Origin of the sequence: Kocuria gwangalliensis (genome assembly GCF_039544365.1) — a bacterium.
Lineage (GTDB): Bacteria > Actinomycetota > Actinomycetes > Actinomycetales > Micrococcaceae > Kocuria > Kocuria gwangalliensis.
The window spans coordinates 1-13,767 of record NZ_BAABLN010000005.1 but is presented as its reverse complement, the minus strand read 5'-3'; the positions used below and the strand labels follow the sequence as shown (position 1 = coordinate 13,767).

At 64.8% G+C, this 13,767-nt stretch carries 13 protein-coding genes; 10 read left to right on the top strand and 3 right to left on the bottom strand.

Translation table 11 applies throughout. The features are described 5' to 3' along the window. Positions 1-2 precede the first annotated feature (2 nt). From ABEA06_RS02480 to ABEA06_RS02470, 3 genes are all read left to right on the top strand, one after another. Positions 3-1,196 carry an aminotransferase-like domain-containing protein gene (locus ABEA06_RS02480; RefSeq protein WP_345310459.1) on the top strand — a complete coding sequence of 398 codons (1,194 nt, stop codon included), beginning with the start codon at positions 3-5 and terminating at the stop codon, positions 1,194-1,196. Between the two features lie 41 nt (positions 1,197-1,237). Continuing rightward, entirely contained in the window at positions 1,238-2,080 is an 843-nt protein-coding gene (locus tag ABEA06_RS02475; protein ID WP_345310458.1) for a MerR family transcriptional regulator, read from the top strand. Between the two features lie 160 nt (positions 2,081-2,240). Beyond that, a complete protein-coding gene (locus ABEA06_RS02470; RefSeq protein WP_345310457.1) occupies positions 2,241-3,956 on the top strand; it encodes a choline/carnitine O-acyltransferase in 1,716 nt (571 codons plus the stop codon). Positions 3,957-3,995: 39 nt separating this feature from the next. Here the strand turns inward: ABEA06_RS02470 and ABEA06_RS02465 are convergent, their stop codons facing one another. Both ABEA06_RS02465 and ABEA06_RS02460 read right to left on the bottom strand, forming a co-directional pair. After that, positions 3,996-4,178, bottom strand: a complete 183-nt coding sequence (locus tag ABEA06_RS02465; RefSeq protein WP_345310456.1) for a hypothetical protein — start codon at positions 4,176-4,178, stop codon at positions 3,996-3,998. A 3-nt stretch (positions 4,179-4,181) separates the two neighbouring features. After that, a complete protein-coding gene (locus tag ABEA06_RS02460) occupies positions 4,182-4,373 on the bottom strand; it encodes a hypothetical protein (RefSeq protein ID WP_345310455.1) in 192 nt (63 codons plus the stop codon). 222 nt (positions 4,374-4,595) lie between these two features. Here ABEA06_RS02460 and ABEA06_RS02455 point away from each other — a divergent pair, with 222 nt between their 5' ends. From ABEA06_RS02455 to ABEA06_RS02445, 3 genes are all read left to right on the top strand, one after another. After that, positions 4,596-5,981, top strand: a complete 1,386-nt coding sequence (locus ABEA06_RS02455) for an MFS transporter (protein WP_345310454.1) — start codon at positions 4,596-4,598, stop codon at positions 5,979-5,981. An 18-nt stretch (positions 5,982-5,999) separates the two neighbouring features. Next, positions 6,000-7,652 (top strand): amidohydrolase, encoded by a 1,653-nt coding sequence (locus ABEA06_RS02450; RefSeq protein WP_345310453.1) that lies wholly within the window; start codon positions 6,000-6,002, stop codon positions 7,650-7,652. A 98-nt stretch (positions 7,653-7,750) separates the two neighbouring features. Continuing rightward, positions 7,751-8,764, top strand: a complete 1,014-nt coding sequence (locus ABEA06_RS02445) for a DUF368 domain-containing protein (protein WP_345310452.1) — start codon at positions 7,751-7,753, stop codon at positions 8,762-8,764. Here the strand turns inward: ABEA06_RS02445 and ABEA06_RS02440 are convergent. Next, complete coding sequence (locus tag ABEA06_RS02440) at positions 8,715-9,152, bottom strand: PaaI family thioesterase (RefSeq protein ID WP_095797035.1); 438 nt, start codon at positions 9,150-9,152, stop codon at positions 8,715-8,717. The genes ABEA06_RS02445 and ABEA06_RS02440 overlap by 50 nt on opposite strands. A gap of 303 nt (positions 9,153-9,455) precedes the next feature. On the opposite strand from ABEA06_RS02440, the gene ABEA06_RS02435 reads away from it, so the two are divergent. The 4 genes from ABEA06_RS02435 to ABEA06_RS02420 all read left to right on the top strand — a co-directional run bounded on the left by ABEA06_RS02435 (position 9,456) and on the right by ABEA06_RS02420 (position 13,689). Then, complete coding sequence (locus tag ABEA06_RS02435) at positions 9,456-10,532, top strand: 2,3-butanediol dehydrogenase (RefSeq protein ID WP_345310520.1); 1,077 nt, start codon at positions 9,456-9,458, stop codon at positions 10,530-10,532. A gap of 175 nt (positions 10,533-10,707) precedes the next feature. Continuing rightward, on the top strand, positions 10,708-11,667 hold the full coding sequence (locus ABEA06_RS02430; protein WP_345310451.1) for an AraC-like ligand-binding domain-containing protein: 960 nt from the start codon (positions 10,708-10,710) through the stop codon (positions 11,665-11,667). 157 nt (positions 11,668-11,824) lie between these two features. Further along, positions 11,825-13,231 (top strand): aldehyde dehydrogenase family protein, encoded by a 1,407-nt coding sequence (locus ABEA06_RS02425; protein ID WP_345310450.1) that lies wholly within the window; start codon positions 11,825-11,827, stop codon positions 13,229-13,231. A 164-nt stretch (positions 13,232-13,395) separates the two neighbouring features. Next, positions 13,396-13,689, top strand: a complete 294-nt coding sequence (locus ABEA06_RS02420; protein ID WP_345310449.1) for a hypothetical protein — start codon at positions 13,396-13,398, stop codon at positions 13,687-13,689. The last annotated feature ends 78 nt before the right edge of the window (positions 13,690-13,767 follow it).

Below are 13,767 nucleotides of genomic sequence, written 5' to 3'. Positions count from 1 at the left end.
CCATGAGTGCACAGGGTGAGTTCAGATTCCGCGTGGCCGACCGTTTGGACGGAGTGGATTCCTCACCGGTGCGGGACCTGCTGGACGCGGTGTCCAAGGAGGGCGTCATCTCCTTTGCCGGCGGCGTGCCTGACCCCGAGTACTTCGAGGTCGAGGACATCCGCGCGGCCTACGACTGGGTCTTCGCAAACCACGCCCAGCGCGCACTGCAGTACGCGTCGAGCGAGGGCGAGGTGGAGCTCCGGGAGCAGGCCGCCCTCCGGATCAGCCGCTATCTCGAAACCACCCCTGAACAAATTCAGGTGACCACGGGATCGCAAGAGGGATTGTTCGTGGTTGCACAGGCCCTCGTGAACCCGGGTGACGTGGTGCTGGTCGAACGCCCCACCTACCTGGCCGCGGTCCAGGCCTTCGAGCTCAACGGTGCGCGCCTGATCGGTGTGCCCACCGACGCGAACGGGGTGATTCCGCACGAGCTGGAGAAGCTCATCGCGGAGCACTCACCCAAGTTCGTCTACCTGATTCCCTCGTTCCAGAACCCGTCCGGCGTGTGCATGTCGGTGGAGCGTCGCGCGGCGGTTGCCGATGTCCTGCTGCGTACCGGCGCCGCGCTTGTGGAGGACGACCCGTACGGCGAATTGTGTTTCGACGGTGACCCACTGCCGCCCATTGCATGCCAGCCGGGAATGCCCGCGCAGACCATCCTGTTGAACTCGGTTTCCAAGGTCATTGCCCCGGGCGTGCGTATCGGGTGGATGCGCTCGGAAGGCCCCATCCAATTCACGCTCACCGTGGCCAAGCAGGCGATCGGGCTGCAATCCCCGGTCCCGGACCAGCTGGCGGTTGCGCGCTATCTCGCCACGGCCGACGTCGAAGCCCATCTGAACAAGGTCCGTCCCGTCTACGCCCTGCGAGCCAAGGCCATGTACCGGAGCCTGCAACGCATTCTTCCCGACGGCGCCGAGGTCACCCAGCCCGACGGCGGCATGTTCTTGTGGGTCCGGCTGGGCCACGGAATCGACACCGCCCGCTTGCTGGAAATCGCGCTCGACGAGGGTGTCGCGTTCGTGCCCGGCGCGTCGTTCTTCGCCCACGATCCGGACCGCTCGACCATGCGCTTGTCGTTCGTGACCCACTCACCCGAGGTCATCGACGAGGGGCTCGATAGGTTGGGCCGGGCGCTGGCCAAGTATTAGGGCTTGACCCTCACGCGACGTCAGGGCGAACAGTGGGGGTTGTGAGAGATGTTGAAGCCATGACGCGCGGACCCGAAGTGACCGAAGAACCAACGGGAGACGAGCTGCTGACGGTGGGGGCGGCGTCGTCGTTGATCGGCGTGAGCGTGCGGACGCTGCATCACTGGGACCATGTGGGCCTGGTGAGCCCCAGCGGCCGCACGAGCACGGGATATCGCCTGTATTCGGCGGACGACGTCGCGCGGATCCACCGCGTGCTCGTCTACCGGGAGCTGGGGTTTTCGCTGGCCGAGGTGGGCGAGATTCTGGACGACCCGTCCGTTAAAGGGCCCACCCACCTCGAGAGGCAGCGAGAGTTGCTGGCCGAACGCATCGATCACCTGCAGCAGATGGTCTGCGCAGTGGATCACATGATGGAGGCGCAAGCCATGAACAAGAAACTCACTCCACAGGAACAAAGCGAGATCTTCGGCCAGGACTGGAACCCCGAGTACCAGCGCGAGGCCGAGGAACGCTGGGGCGACACCGACCAGTGGGAACAGTCGCAACGGCGAGCCGCCACGATGTCCAAGGAGGACTGGCGGCGGATCAAGGCGGACGGTGACCGGCTCAACCAGGAGTTGGCTCAGGCCGCGCGGGACGGTGTGGAACCGGGGACGGATCAGGCCAATCAGCTGGCCGAACGGCACCGTGAATCCATTGCCCGGTTCTACGACTGCACCCACTCGATGCATGTGCTTCTGGCCGGTATGTACACCCAGGATCCGCGGTTCACGGAGTACTACGAGACGCTCGAACCGGGGCTCGCGGACTGGCTGTACCGCGCGGCGGCCGAGAACGCTCGGGTCCACGGCGTGAACCCGGACACCGCCACGTGGGAGTAACCGCATCGCCCCGGGGACAGCGCGTGTGAGTTATGACGCGCTGTTCACGGGGCGGATTTTTAGCCTGTGTCGCAGTGCTCTCCGGCAAGATAGAGGGTGAAACCGCATCGACGGCGGCCGTGCCCGTGCGTTTCGGTGTGCCGTGTTGAGAGGATCCCGCATGTCCGTGAAGCCGCTGCCCGTTCCCGAGCTGGACGCAACACTCGACCGTTTCCTGACCACGGTCCGTCCCCTGGTGGACGATGTCACCTACGGCGAGACCGTCGAGGCCACCGAGGTTTTCCGCACGCAGCACGGCCCCAGCGTGCAGGCGGGCCTGGAAGAATTCGCCCGCGATCAGAACGCCGCGGGCAACAGCTGGTTGTCCCAGGACTGGCTCAGCGGGTACCTGATGACCCGCACGTCCCTGCCATTGACCTCCAACGTGGGCTTCCAGATCACCGGTGACTTTGGCGCTCCGGGCCTGGGGCGGGCGGCGGAACTGGTGTACCGAGCGGCGTCGGTGCATTTGCAGCAGGTGCGCGGTGAGACCCCTCAGGAGGTGGATCCGCGCGGCAACGACATCAGCATGGAGCAGTGGCGCTGCTTGGAAGGCGGGCTGAGGCACCCGGCCACGGAGATCGATGAAATCATCCGTCCGGAGCTGTCCGCGGCTGAGCGCGAGATCGGCGTGATCCACCGCGGCCGACTGCATGCTGTGCCCATCAGTGATGCGGACGGGCAGCCGCTGTCGCTGCGTACCCTGGCCGAAACGTTGCGTTCGGTCATCGACGGCGCCGAGGCCACCGCCGAGCCCGAGCCCCCGTTCGGCACGCTGTCCTACTTGGGCAGTGAGAAGGCCGCGCCGCTGCTGGAAGAGCTGACCGAGAACCCCCACAACGCGGACATCTACGACCGGATCACCCGCATGATCTTCATGGTCAACCTGCTGGACGCTCAGGCGGAGGTCGTTGAGCACCTCGAGCGCTCGGCCTTCGAAGTGGGTCACGCGTGGGCCTACAAACCCCTGACCTACGAGGTGTGCCTGGCCGACGAATGGCTGGCCATCCACGTGGAACACAGCACGGTGGACGGCGCCACCATCCTGGCCGCGGTGGCTCGGATGCAGGAGCTAGCCATTCCGGAGGAGCCGGTCGCCTTGGAACGGCCGGAGCCGGAGCTGCTGACCTGGGCGCTGAGTGACTCCCTGCGCTCGGCACTGCTGACCGAGCTCGCCGCCTACCGCCGCGAGGCCGCCCTGCACGGCGTGCACCGGGTGTTCGTGCCGCGGCCGCACAAGGCCGAACTTCCGTTCCGCATCAGCGACGACGCCGCTCAGCAACTGATCATGCTTTACGCCCAGTTGGCCACGTACAACCGGGTGCGCAGCGTGTACGAGGCCGTGGACATGCGCGAATATCAGGCCGGCCGCACGGAATGCCTGCGCCCGGTGACCTCTGAGGCCGTGGAATTCATTGCGGCGCTGCAGGCAGGGGAGGCCACCCTGGAACGGTTCCAGGCCGCCCTCGACGCTCACCGGGACTGGATCAAGACATGTAAATCCGCGCACGGCATCGACCGTCACTTACTGGGTCTGCAGTACGTGTCCGAGCGCAACGGTGTGGACACTGACTTTTTCACCAACCCCGGGCTGGCCACCATGCGCCGGGATTTCCTGTCCACCACGTCCATCGGCGGCCCGGAGCAGATCGTGCGCTACGCCTTTGCCCCCACCACACCCGAGGGCTTCGGCATGACCTACACGCGCCTGCCGGGAGGGTACGAGTACTGCATCAACTACCGCCGGGACACTTCCGAAGATCTGGAAGGGTTTGCCCGCAACCTCACCGTGGGTGCGGAGAAGCTGTGGGAGTTCGTGCTGACGCCGCATCCGTGACGCGGGCGCGGGTCACGGGTACGGCGCTCGTTGCCCACCTTAGTTGGGCGTGTCCGGGTCGCGGCCCTGGGAATCGGTCATGGCACCGATCCCGCCGTCCGCGGGCTGGTGTTGTGCGCCGCCGTCCCGCAGGAATTTCTGTTCCTGCTCCGGGGTCATTCCCACGGTGCGCTCCTCGGCCGGTTGCCCCGAGTCCCGGCCCGCCTCGCTCTGGCCGCCCACGTCTCAGTCCTCGCGCTGGGCGAGGATGTCGTCCAGTGTTTCGCGCACGGCTTGGCGGGCCGCCACGCGAGAACTCGCGGCGCGCTGCTGTTCGTTGTTGTCGGCATCTTCAACGCGCTGCATTTCTTCATCCTCGCGTTCCTTGGCCTTGTCGCGTGCGGTTTCCAGGGCATTCCAGATGCTGTTTTCACTCATGCCCACATTTGACCACTTGGGACGGGACATGACAACCGTTTGGAAGAAACTGGTTGCTCCGCTCCATTCCGGACTGTCCCCGGTGCTGCGACCAGGAGCAAGGGGTGTGCCCCCGACGGATGTGATCGTATGAGAGGCTGGTCACATCAGAAGGACTACTCGTTCGGGGTCATGTGTCAACACCATCGAACCCGGCCAATACGTTCTGACCCGGAGGTTCTCATGTCCAGCACTGCCGGTGGCCCCGTGGACCACACTGCGCACCGCCCGGCGGCCCGAGTCCATGACCCCAAGAAGGCCCGCCGCGCCCTGATGGGTGCCTACGTGGGGACGTCCCTCGAGTGGTACGACTTCTTCCTGTTCGGCACCACGTCCGCCATTGTGTTCGCCCCGCTGTTCTTCGGCGGCGACGACCCGGCGCTGGCCACCATTAGCTCGTTCCTGCTCTTCGGTGTCGGTTTCATCGCCCGCCCCGTGGGTGCGCTGCTCGCCGGTCACTTCGGTGACCGGATTGGCCGTCGGACCATTCTGATGATCACCATCGTGGCCATGGGAGTGGCCTCCACCCTGATTGGCCTGCTGCCCACCTATGAGACCGCGGGACTGGTTGCGCCCATCCTGCTCGGGGTGTTGCGTTTCGTGCAGGGCATGGCCGCCGGTGGTGAATGGGGTGGTGCCACGCTGCTGGCCGTGGAGAACGCGCCTGAGAACAAGCGTGGCTTCTACGGATCCGTGGTGCAGCTGGGTTCACCCACCGGAACCATTCTCTCCAGTGTGATCGTGGCCGCCGTGGTGGCCGCATCCGGTGAGCAGTTCCTCGAGGGTGCCTGGCGTATCCCGTACCTGATCTCCATCCTGCTGGTCGCCGTGGGCGTGTGGATCCGGTTGAAGGTCGACGAGACCGATGACTTCAAGGAAGCCGAAGCGGTCAGGGCCGCCTCGGCCGCCGAGAAGGAAAGCGCACCCGTCGTCGAAATTATCCGGACCGTCCCGGGTCGCCTGCTCGTGGGCATCGGCACGTACCTGTTCGGCAATGCCGGTTTCTTCATGCTCACCACGTTCATGATCAGCTACGTGGTCATGGAATTGGATTTGCCGTCCACGGTGATCCTGAACGCCATCACCTGGGGTGCCGTGGCGCAGATCGTGTGCATGTTCGTGGCCGGCAAGGTCGCGGACAAGACCAGCTCCTCCGCCGTGGTGGTGGTCGGCTATGTGATTGCCGCCCTCGTGGCCTTCCCGATCTTCTGGCTCGTGGATACCCGTTCCGCCGCCATGATCACGGTGGCGCTGATCCTGGGCCTGGGCTTCGCCTCGATCGCCTACGCCACCGTGGGCACCGTGTTGACCCAGCTGTTCCCGGTCAAGATCCGTTATTCGGCCATCGCGCTCTCGGCCAACCTCGCGGGCATCGTGGCCGGCTTCATGCCGGCCCTGGCCCAAACCATCCTCTCCGCCACGGGTGGCGGGTCGCTCGGTCCCGCGATCCTGTTGTTCACGATCGCCGTGATCTCCCTGGTGTCCTCCATCATCGCGAGGATCCTCATTCGGCGAGACGATGCCCAGGGCATCGATCACATCGGCGGGGAACTGCTCAACCGCACGTAACCTTCGGAGGAGACACATTTGGAGCGTCCCACCCGCAACCTCACCGTCATCAACGCCGTGGTGTACGATCCCGGCAGCGCGTACGAAACCGCACCGCGCGGCGTCGTCGTGCGCGATGGGGTGATCACCTTTGTGGGCAGCTCGGCGCAAGCGCGCGAGCGCAGCGCCCCGGGCGCCCCGGTGATCGATGCGGATGGGCGCTTTCTCATGCCGGGGCTCATTGAATCGCATGGCCATCCGGGAATGTACGCCAGGAGCCTGCTGCAGGTGGATTGCCGCCCGGCCGTCACGCCCACGGTCGAAACCATCGTGTCCGCCATCTCTCACGAGGCCGAACGCGCTGAGCCCGGCGAGTGGCTCGCGGGCTGGGGCTATGACGAACACCGCATGGAAGGCCCCGGCCCCACGCTGCAGGATCTGGATCGCGCGGCGCCCGAGAATCCCGTGTTTCTGCGCCGCACGTGCGCTCACATGGCGCTGGTGAACACCGCCGCGCTGGAACGGGTCGGTATCACCGATGACACCGCGGATCCGTCCGGTGGTTGCATCGTGCGTGAGCCGGACTCGGGCCGTGCCACGGGCCTGCTCCAGGAGAAAGCGATGTCCCTGGTCGACCTCCCCACGGACACCCCCGAAGGGATGACCGAGGGAATGCGCCTCGCTCTGGATGACCTCGCCGGCAAGGGCGTCACCACGGTCCACGACATGAGCTCCGGGCCCATCGAGATGGGCGTCTACCAAACCCTGCTCGCCGACGGCGCACTAACGGTGCGCTTCCGGCCGTGGTACTTCGCGCTCGCGCAGGGTGAGTTCCCGGGCAGCTACGACGCCGTTCTGGGCACCGGCCTGCGCAGCGGTTTCGGCAACGACATGCTGCGGTACCAGGGGCTCAAGTTCGTGCTCGACGGCTCCGTGGGCGGTCGCACCGCCGCGCTCGCCGAGCCGTTCGAGGGCAGCAGCTCGCGCGGAATCCTCTACTACGACACCTCGGAGATCGAACCACTCGTGGCCCAGGCCATTGCTGCGGGTCAGCGAGTGGCCGTGCACGGGATCGGTGAGCGCGCCGTGACCCAGGCGTTGGATCTGATCGAGGCCGGCGGGCGAGCTGCGGGGCATGGTCACTACGACACCCTGGTCCGTTCGAGGCGGCACCGGGTGGAACACTGCGGGTTACCCAATCAGGACGAACTGGACCGGCTGCGGGACGGCAACATCATTGCCGCGGCCTCAACGGCGTTCCTCTACGAGCTGGGCGACAGCTACCTCAACAACTTGGGTCCCGAACGGATTGCGCGCACCTATCCCATGCGCACATTCATCGACCACGGAATCCAAGCGCCCATCAATTCGGACTTCCCCGTGACCACACCCAATCCCTGGCTGGGCATGTATGCCGCCGTGGCCAGGCGGACCTCCTCCGGCAGGCTTCTGGATACCGTCCAGAACATCTCCGTGGCGGAAGCCATTGCCGCGTTCACCACCGTTGCCGCACGCACGTCCTTTGAAGAAGACCGGTTGGGCCGCGTCACGGAAGGTTTCCTGGCAGACCTGGTGCTCATGGACCGCGATCCGTTCAGTGTTGAGACCGAGGACCTCAAGGACCTCCGACCGGTTCTCACCGTGTGTGACGGCCGGGTCGTTTACCGCGATGAAGCGGAGAACAACCACTGAGACTGCGGGTTGCCCACCACCGTTGACGGTCTGAGGCCCCGCACGGGTTGGCCGGGTACCGTGGCCCCTTCAGCCGCCAACGAGGGGAACACGACTGCATGGGTGCCACCGCGCAACTAACCACGGAACCGCATCGGATCACCGAACACCGTAATATTCCGGGAAACCTGCTCCGCGGTGCTCTGATCGGCACGGTGGAGACCATCCCCGGGGTGTCCGGCGGCACGGTCGCGCTGGTCGTGGGGATCTACGACGAGCTCATCGACTCCGCCTCCCACGTGGTCAGTGCGGGCAAACGGGCCATCGTGGGCCCGGACCGGGTGGCCGGGGTGAAAGAAAACCTGGCCCGGGTTCACTGGCGAATGATCATTCCCGTCATGCTGGGCATGGTGCTGGCCGTGTTCATCATTGCGGGCCCCATGTCTCGCGCGGTCGAGGCTCACCCGGAGGTCATGCGTGCCTTGTTCTTCGGCATGGTGTTGGTGTCGGTGGCCGTTCCCATTCGTCTGGCCGGGAGGAACTGGCGTGCCGTCGACTGGCTCATGGGCCTAGCGGGGTTCCTCTTCGCGTTCTTCATCGTCTCGATCCCGCCCACCACGGTGGAGCCCAACCCCGTGATCATCGTGCTCGCGGCCGCCATCGCCGTCTCCGCGCTGCTGTTGCCGGGGTTGTCCGGATCTTTCATCTTGTTGACCATCGGTCTCTACCAGCCCACCTTGCAGGCCGTGGACGAATTAAACCTGGGGCACCTGGGACTTTTCATGCTCGGTGCCGTTCTGGGCATGGCGGTCATCGTCAAGGGCCTCCAGTGGTTCTTGGCCTTCCGCTACCGCCCCACCATGGTGGTCCTGGCCGGACTGATGCTCGGCGCACTGCGCGCACTGTGGCCGTGGCAGGTGGGGACGACCGTACGCTCGAAGCGCCCGGCGCGAACTGGCCGCTACTGCTGCTGGTCGCTGCCCTGGGCGGCATTGCGGTGGGGATCCTGTTGTACGTGGACCACAAGATGTCCACGCGCCGGGCCCAACTGGAAGCCGTCCGCGTGGACCCGGACACCGGCGCCTAGGACTCCTCGCCGCGCGGTGTCGGGGGCGTGGTGCCCTGACCCGTGAAATAGGCGACCACTCGCCCGTCGGCCTCCAGAACGACGTCGCAAATTTGGTTCCTGCCAAAACTCACCCGCCGCGTGGCCGTTGCGGTGACAGCTTCGCCCGAGTGGGCGGGGGCCACGAAGGTGATTTCCGCGTTGCGTGTGACCACCCGGGTTCCGGCGGTGGCGCAGCAGTAGGCAAGGGCGGTGTCGGCCAGGGTGAACAGGTAGCCGCCGTGGCTCATGCCATGGCTGTTGGCCATGTGATCGGCGATCGGCATGGTCATGACCACGCGCCCCTGGTCGATGTCCCCCAACTGAATGCCCAGGTGCTGCGGGGCGGGGTCGTTGCGCAAGATGTCGTGGAGCATGTCGCGAATGGCGGGCATATCGTTGGGGTCAGCGTGCATGTGGAGCCTCCGGGAAGATCAGAAGTAGCAAAGCTCTTTATCACTGTAGATGCGGCGGCTCGATGTGGGGACCCTCGGGCCACGAGAATGTGAGGCAGGGGCAATGAAACCCTTCATCATCACGTTCGTGAACGGCATGGGCCTGGTCCTCCACTTCTTCATTGCCTCGTCGTTGTGGGGCTGGGCCAGAAAATGCGGTCAATGCTCGCAGAACGCTTTATTTTTAGGGCCCAACATGCTTATGGTCAGACCACAGGGATCGAGTCCCCGTTCCCGATCCCATGAGCGCCCCGGAGGCCCATGATGAAAGCAGCACGGTTTTACGACCAAGGCGACATTCGCATTGAGGAGATCCCCGAGCCTGCGGTGGCTCCTGGTGAAGTAGGAATTAAGGTGGCCTGGTGCGGCATCTGCGGCACTGACCTGCACGAGTACAAGGATGGGCCGGTATTCTGTCCTACCCATGACACTCCGCATCCCATCTCAGGTGAAACTGCTCCAGTTACTCTCGGGCACGAGTTCTCCGGAGTGATCGATGAGCTTGGTGAAGGAGTGGAGGATCTTGAGATCGGCCAGCACGTGGTGGTCGAGCCCTACATCATTGGTGACGATGTCGACACCGGCCCTGATTCCAAGGACTACCATCTGTCCCCGAACATGAACTTCATCGGCCTCGCCGGACGTGGCGGTGGCCTGGGAGAGCGCATCGCTGTCAAGCGCCGCTGGGTCCACCCCATCTCCGATTCGGTGAGTTTGGATGAGGCAGCCTTGATTGAGCCCCTGTCCGTGGGGTATCACGCGGTCGAACGCTCCGGCGCGAAGGCCGGTGACGTAGCTGTAGTGGGTGGCGCCGGCCCCATTGGCTTGTTGACGGCCGCTGTGCTCAAGGCGCTGAATATCACCGTGGTGGTATCGGAGCTCTCCCCGCTGCGCCGCGAGAAAGCACTGGAGACTGGCGTTGCCGACTACGCGTTGGATCCGCGCGAAGTGGACGTGGCTGCGGAAGTCCAGGAGATCACCGACGGCAAGGGCGCGGATATTGCATTCGAGTGCACCTCCGTCCAGGTCGTGTTGGACACCCTTATGGACGCGCTTCGGCCCACTGGAGTGCTGGTGGTCGTATCGATCTGGGCTGAGCGGTCCAACTTCGATATCCACAAGCTGGTGATGAAGGAGATTGACCTGCGCGGCACTATCGCATACGTGAATTCCCACCCCGCCACCATCGAGCTCGTGGAGTCCGGCAAGATCGATCTGAAACCGTTCATCACCGGAAAGATCGGGTTGGAAGGTCTGGTGGATGAAGGGTTCGACACTCTCATTCACCGCAATGAGACGGCGGTCAAAATCTTGGTGTCCCCTTCGGGGGAGGGCCTGTGAGCGACTCCTGTTGATTTTACGGAATCTAGAAAACCCGGCGTCGCTCACGCATGAGTGGCGCCGGGTTTTCGACGCCGCCCCGTCCCGCTTGCGGTGATTGGCACCTGGTGTTTGTCGTGGCCGATTGTCCGTAGGATGCGGTCACCCGGTCAGCAAGCGAGCGAGGACAATGCGCATGTCGAACGACACGGCACATAAAGATTCTGGTCAGCACACTGATCTGACCATGGAGCAGTGGCGGACGGTGATTCGCCGTTCATTCGCGGCACTGGAGATCAGGGCCCCGGACGAGGAACGCTTCCGCGCGAACCTGCGCGCCGTGGAACTCGATGACGTTCACCTGTTCGACATGACCACCGACGCTCATCGAGTGATCCGTACGGCGCAGCTGGTGGAACAGGACCAGGGTGAGTACTTCAAACTCAGCCTGCAGCTCGACGGTGAGTGCCTGCTGCGACAGGACGGGCGCGAGTGCACATTGCGCCCCGGTGACCTGGGGTTGTACGTGGCGTATCGGCCGTACGAGCTGGAGTACCGCGGACCTCAACATTCCATGGTCATGACGTTTCCCCGCTCCGTGGTGCACATGACACCGGCGCAGGTTGAATTGGTGACCGCTCGGCGAGTCACGCAGGATCACGGATTGGGCAGGGTGGCCGCGCCCATGTTCCGTGATCTGGCGGAAAATATGGATGTCCTGCACGGACCCCACGCGATGCGCCTGGTTCGCAGTGCCCTTGGAATGCTCGTGAGCGTGCTGTCCTCCGACGTCCTGGAACTGAGCGCGGAGCAGTCCGATGATCTCTTGGTGCAGCAGGCCTCCGCCTACATCGACGACCACCTGGGGGATCCTGAGCTAACACCCGGCGCCATTGCCAAGGCGCTGTACGTGTCGGTCCGGCAGCTGCACAGCAGGTTCGCGGCCCAGGACCTGACGGTCTCCTCATCCATTCGTCTGAAGCGGTTGGAGGCCATTCGAGGTGATCTTGCGGATCCCGCGCTCGCGGACGAGACCGTACAGGCGGTGAGCGGCCGATACGGTTTGTTGGATCCCGCGCACGTGAGCAAGTCGTTCAAGGCCGAGTTCGGCGAAACACCGTCCGCCTACCGGCGGCGCATTCTGGCCGGGTCCTGACGTATTCAGCCCGAACCCGGCCGGGAGCCCCCGCCTGCACCGAGGAGCAAGACGGCTGCACGGGCAGACAACATGAGCGGCGTGACACAAGCCACAATGGATGCAGAACGAGGCCTTCGCCAGCCGTTGGCGGAGCACCGGCATCCAAGGAGCACCCATGAGCACGTATCAAGAACTGTTGCCAGCCATTGCAGATCCCTCCGGTCGCGAGATTCTCGACCCCGCCACGGGGGAGCTGGTGGGCAAGGCCCACGAGTCCACGGTCGCGGAACTGAACCGGGCGATCGAGGCGGCCCGCGCTGCGCAACCGGAGTGGGCGGCGTCGGGCCATGCCAAGCGGTCCGAGTACCTGCATCGCGCGGCGGATGCGGTGGAGGCCAATGCTGAGGCGCTCGCGGAGCTGCTCTCCCGTGAGCAGGGCAAGCCGATCAAGAACGGCCCGAACGCGGCCTTCGAGGTGGGTGCGTGCGCCGCATGGTTGCGCGCCAATGCGGACACGCCCATGGAGCCGGAAGTTCTCGTGGATGATGAATCCGGCAAGGCCGAACTGCATTACGTGCCTCTGGGAGTGGTGGGTGCGATCGGCCCGTGGAACTGGCCCATGATGATCACCGTGTGGCAGGTTGCGGCGTCCCTGCGCATGGGTAACACCGTGGTGGTCAAGCCCTCCGAGTACACACCGCTGTCCGTGCTGGGGCTCATTCACGTGCTCCATCAGGCGCTTCCGGAGAACGTGCTGCACGTGGTCCCGGGCGGTGGCGAGATCGGGCAGGCACTGACCGAGCACACCGGGATCGACAAGATCATGTTCACCGGCTCCACCAAGACCGGCCAGGCCATCATGCGTTCCGCGGCCGACGGACTCGCTCGTTTGACCCTGGAGCTGGGAGGCAACGACGCCGGCGTCGTGCTGCCCGACGTGGACGCCCAGCAGATCGCGGGCGACCTGTTCTGGGGTGCGTTCATCAACACCGGCCAGACCTGCGCGGCGCTCAAGCGCCTTTACGTCCACGAGGACGTTTACGAGGACGTGTGCAACGCCCTGGTCGCGGTGGCCCAGCAGATGCCCATGGGCAACGGCCTCGAGGAGCAGAACGTGCTGGGCCCGCTGCAGAACAAGCAGCAGTACGACATCGTGGCCGGCCTCGTGGAAGACGCCAAGAATGGCGGCGGCCGGGTGCTGATCGGCGGCGAACCGCAGGCCGAGCAGCCAGGATATTTCTACCCGACCACGTTGATCGCGGACCTGCCCAACGACAATCCGCTGGTGGCGCAGGAACAATTCGGTCCGGCACTGCCGATCATCAAGTACTCGGACCTGGACGAGGCCATCGCCATGGCCAACGGCCTGGACGTGGGATTGGGCGCCTCGGTGTGGTCCTCCGATCCGGACGCCGCGTTCGAGGTGGCGCAGCGGATCGAGGCCGGTACGGTGTGGATCAACAAGCACGGGGCCGTGGATCCGCGTGTGCCGTTCGGCGGCATCAAGAGCTCCGGTTACGGCCTGGAGTTCGGGGTGGAGGGCCTCAAGTCCGTGGCCGCGCCCAAGGTGATCTCCCGGTAACGGTCGACGACGTCGCTCGGTCCGGTGCCGGCCTCATCGACAGCTGGTGGCGGCCCGAGCGGTGGGCCGTGATCGACGTCGTGACCCAAAAGCCCCTGCGTTACATGAGAATTCTCTAATGGCTTCTTAACGCTGGTCTCACCCGGTGCAACGAGCCTGGGGGTGTGATTCGAAAAATTCTCATGCTGCTGGGCGTCATGTGCGTCCCCATCGCGTTGGCCCTCGCCAGTCAGTCCCTTGCGGCAACCGCGGAACCACCGCGGTTGCCGCAGGAGACCGTCACCGTGCCGTTGGGCGGTTCCGGCGAGCCGTCCGAACCGGTGGCATCAGCATCCCCGGACGTTTCCGTACCCCACGTGGGTGAGATCCCGCAGCAGGTCCAGCAGAACCCGCACCCGGTGCCGGTCCCCGGTGACGAGGACCTGGACGACGGCTGGGACGGCGATGTCGATGACTAAGCCTTGATCCACCGATGAGCATGCTTGGTACTGGTACGTAATTAAGAACGAAATGCCCGTCTGACCGGGAAGAATGGC

Bases quoted from the DNA above. Each gene is read 5' to 3' on its own strand.
- ABEA06_RS02455 (WP_345310454.1), top strand. From the start codon at position 4,596: ATGTCCAGCACTGCCGGTGGCCCCGTGGACCACACTGCGCACCGCCCG.
- ABEA06_RS02440 (WP_095797035.1), bottom strand. From the start codon at position 9,152: ATGCACGCTGACCCCAACGATATGCCCGCCATTCGCGACATGCTCCAC.
- ABEA06_RS02445 (WP_345310452.1), top strand. From the start codon at position 7,751: ATGGGTGCCACCGCGCAACTAACCACGGAACCGCATCGGATCACCGAA.
- ABEA06_RS02470 (WP_345310457.1), top strand. From the start codon at position 2,241: ATGTCCGTGAAGCCGCTGCCCGTTCCCGAGCTGGACGCAACACTCGAC.
- ABEA06_RS02460 (WP_345310455.1), bottom strand. From the start codon at position 4,373: ATGAGTGAAAACAGCATCTGGAATGCCCTGGAAACCGCACGCGACAAG.
- ABEA06_RS02425 (WP_345310450.1), top strand. From the start codon at position 11,825: ATGAGCACGTATCAAGAACTGTTGCCAGCCATTGCAGATCCCTCCGGT.
- ABEA06_RS02480 (WP_345310459.1), top strand. From the start codon at position 3: ATGAGTGCACAGGGTGAGTTCAGATTCCGCGTGGCCGACCGTTTGGAC.
- ABEA06_RS02430 (WP_345310451.1), top strand. From the start codon at position 10,708: ATGTCGAACGACACGGCACATAAAGATTCTGGTCAGCACACTGATCTG.
- ABEA06_RS02435 (WP_345310520.1), top strand. From the start codon at position 9,456: ATGAAAGCAGCACGGTTTTACGACCAAGGCGACATTCGCATTGAGGAG.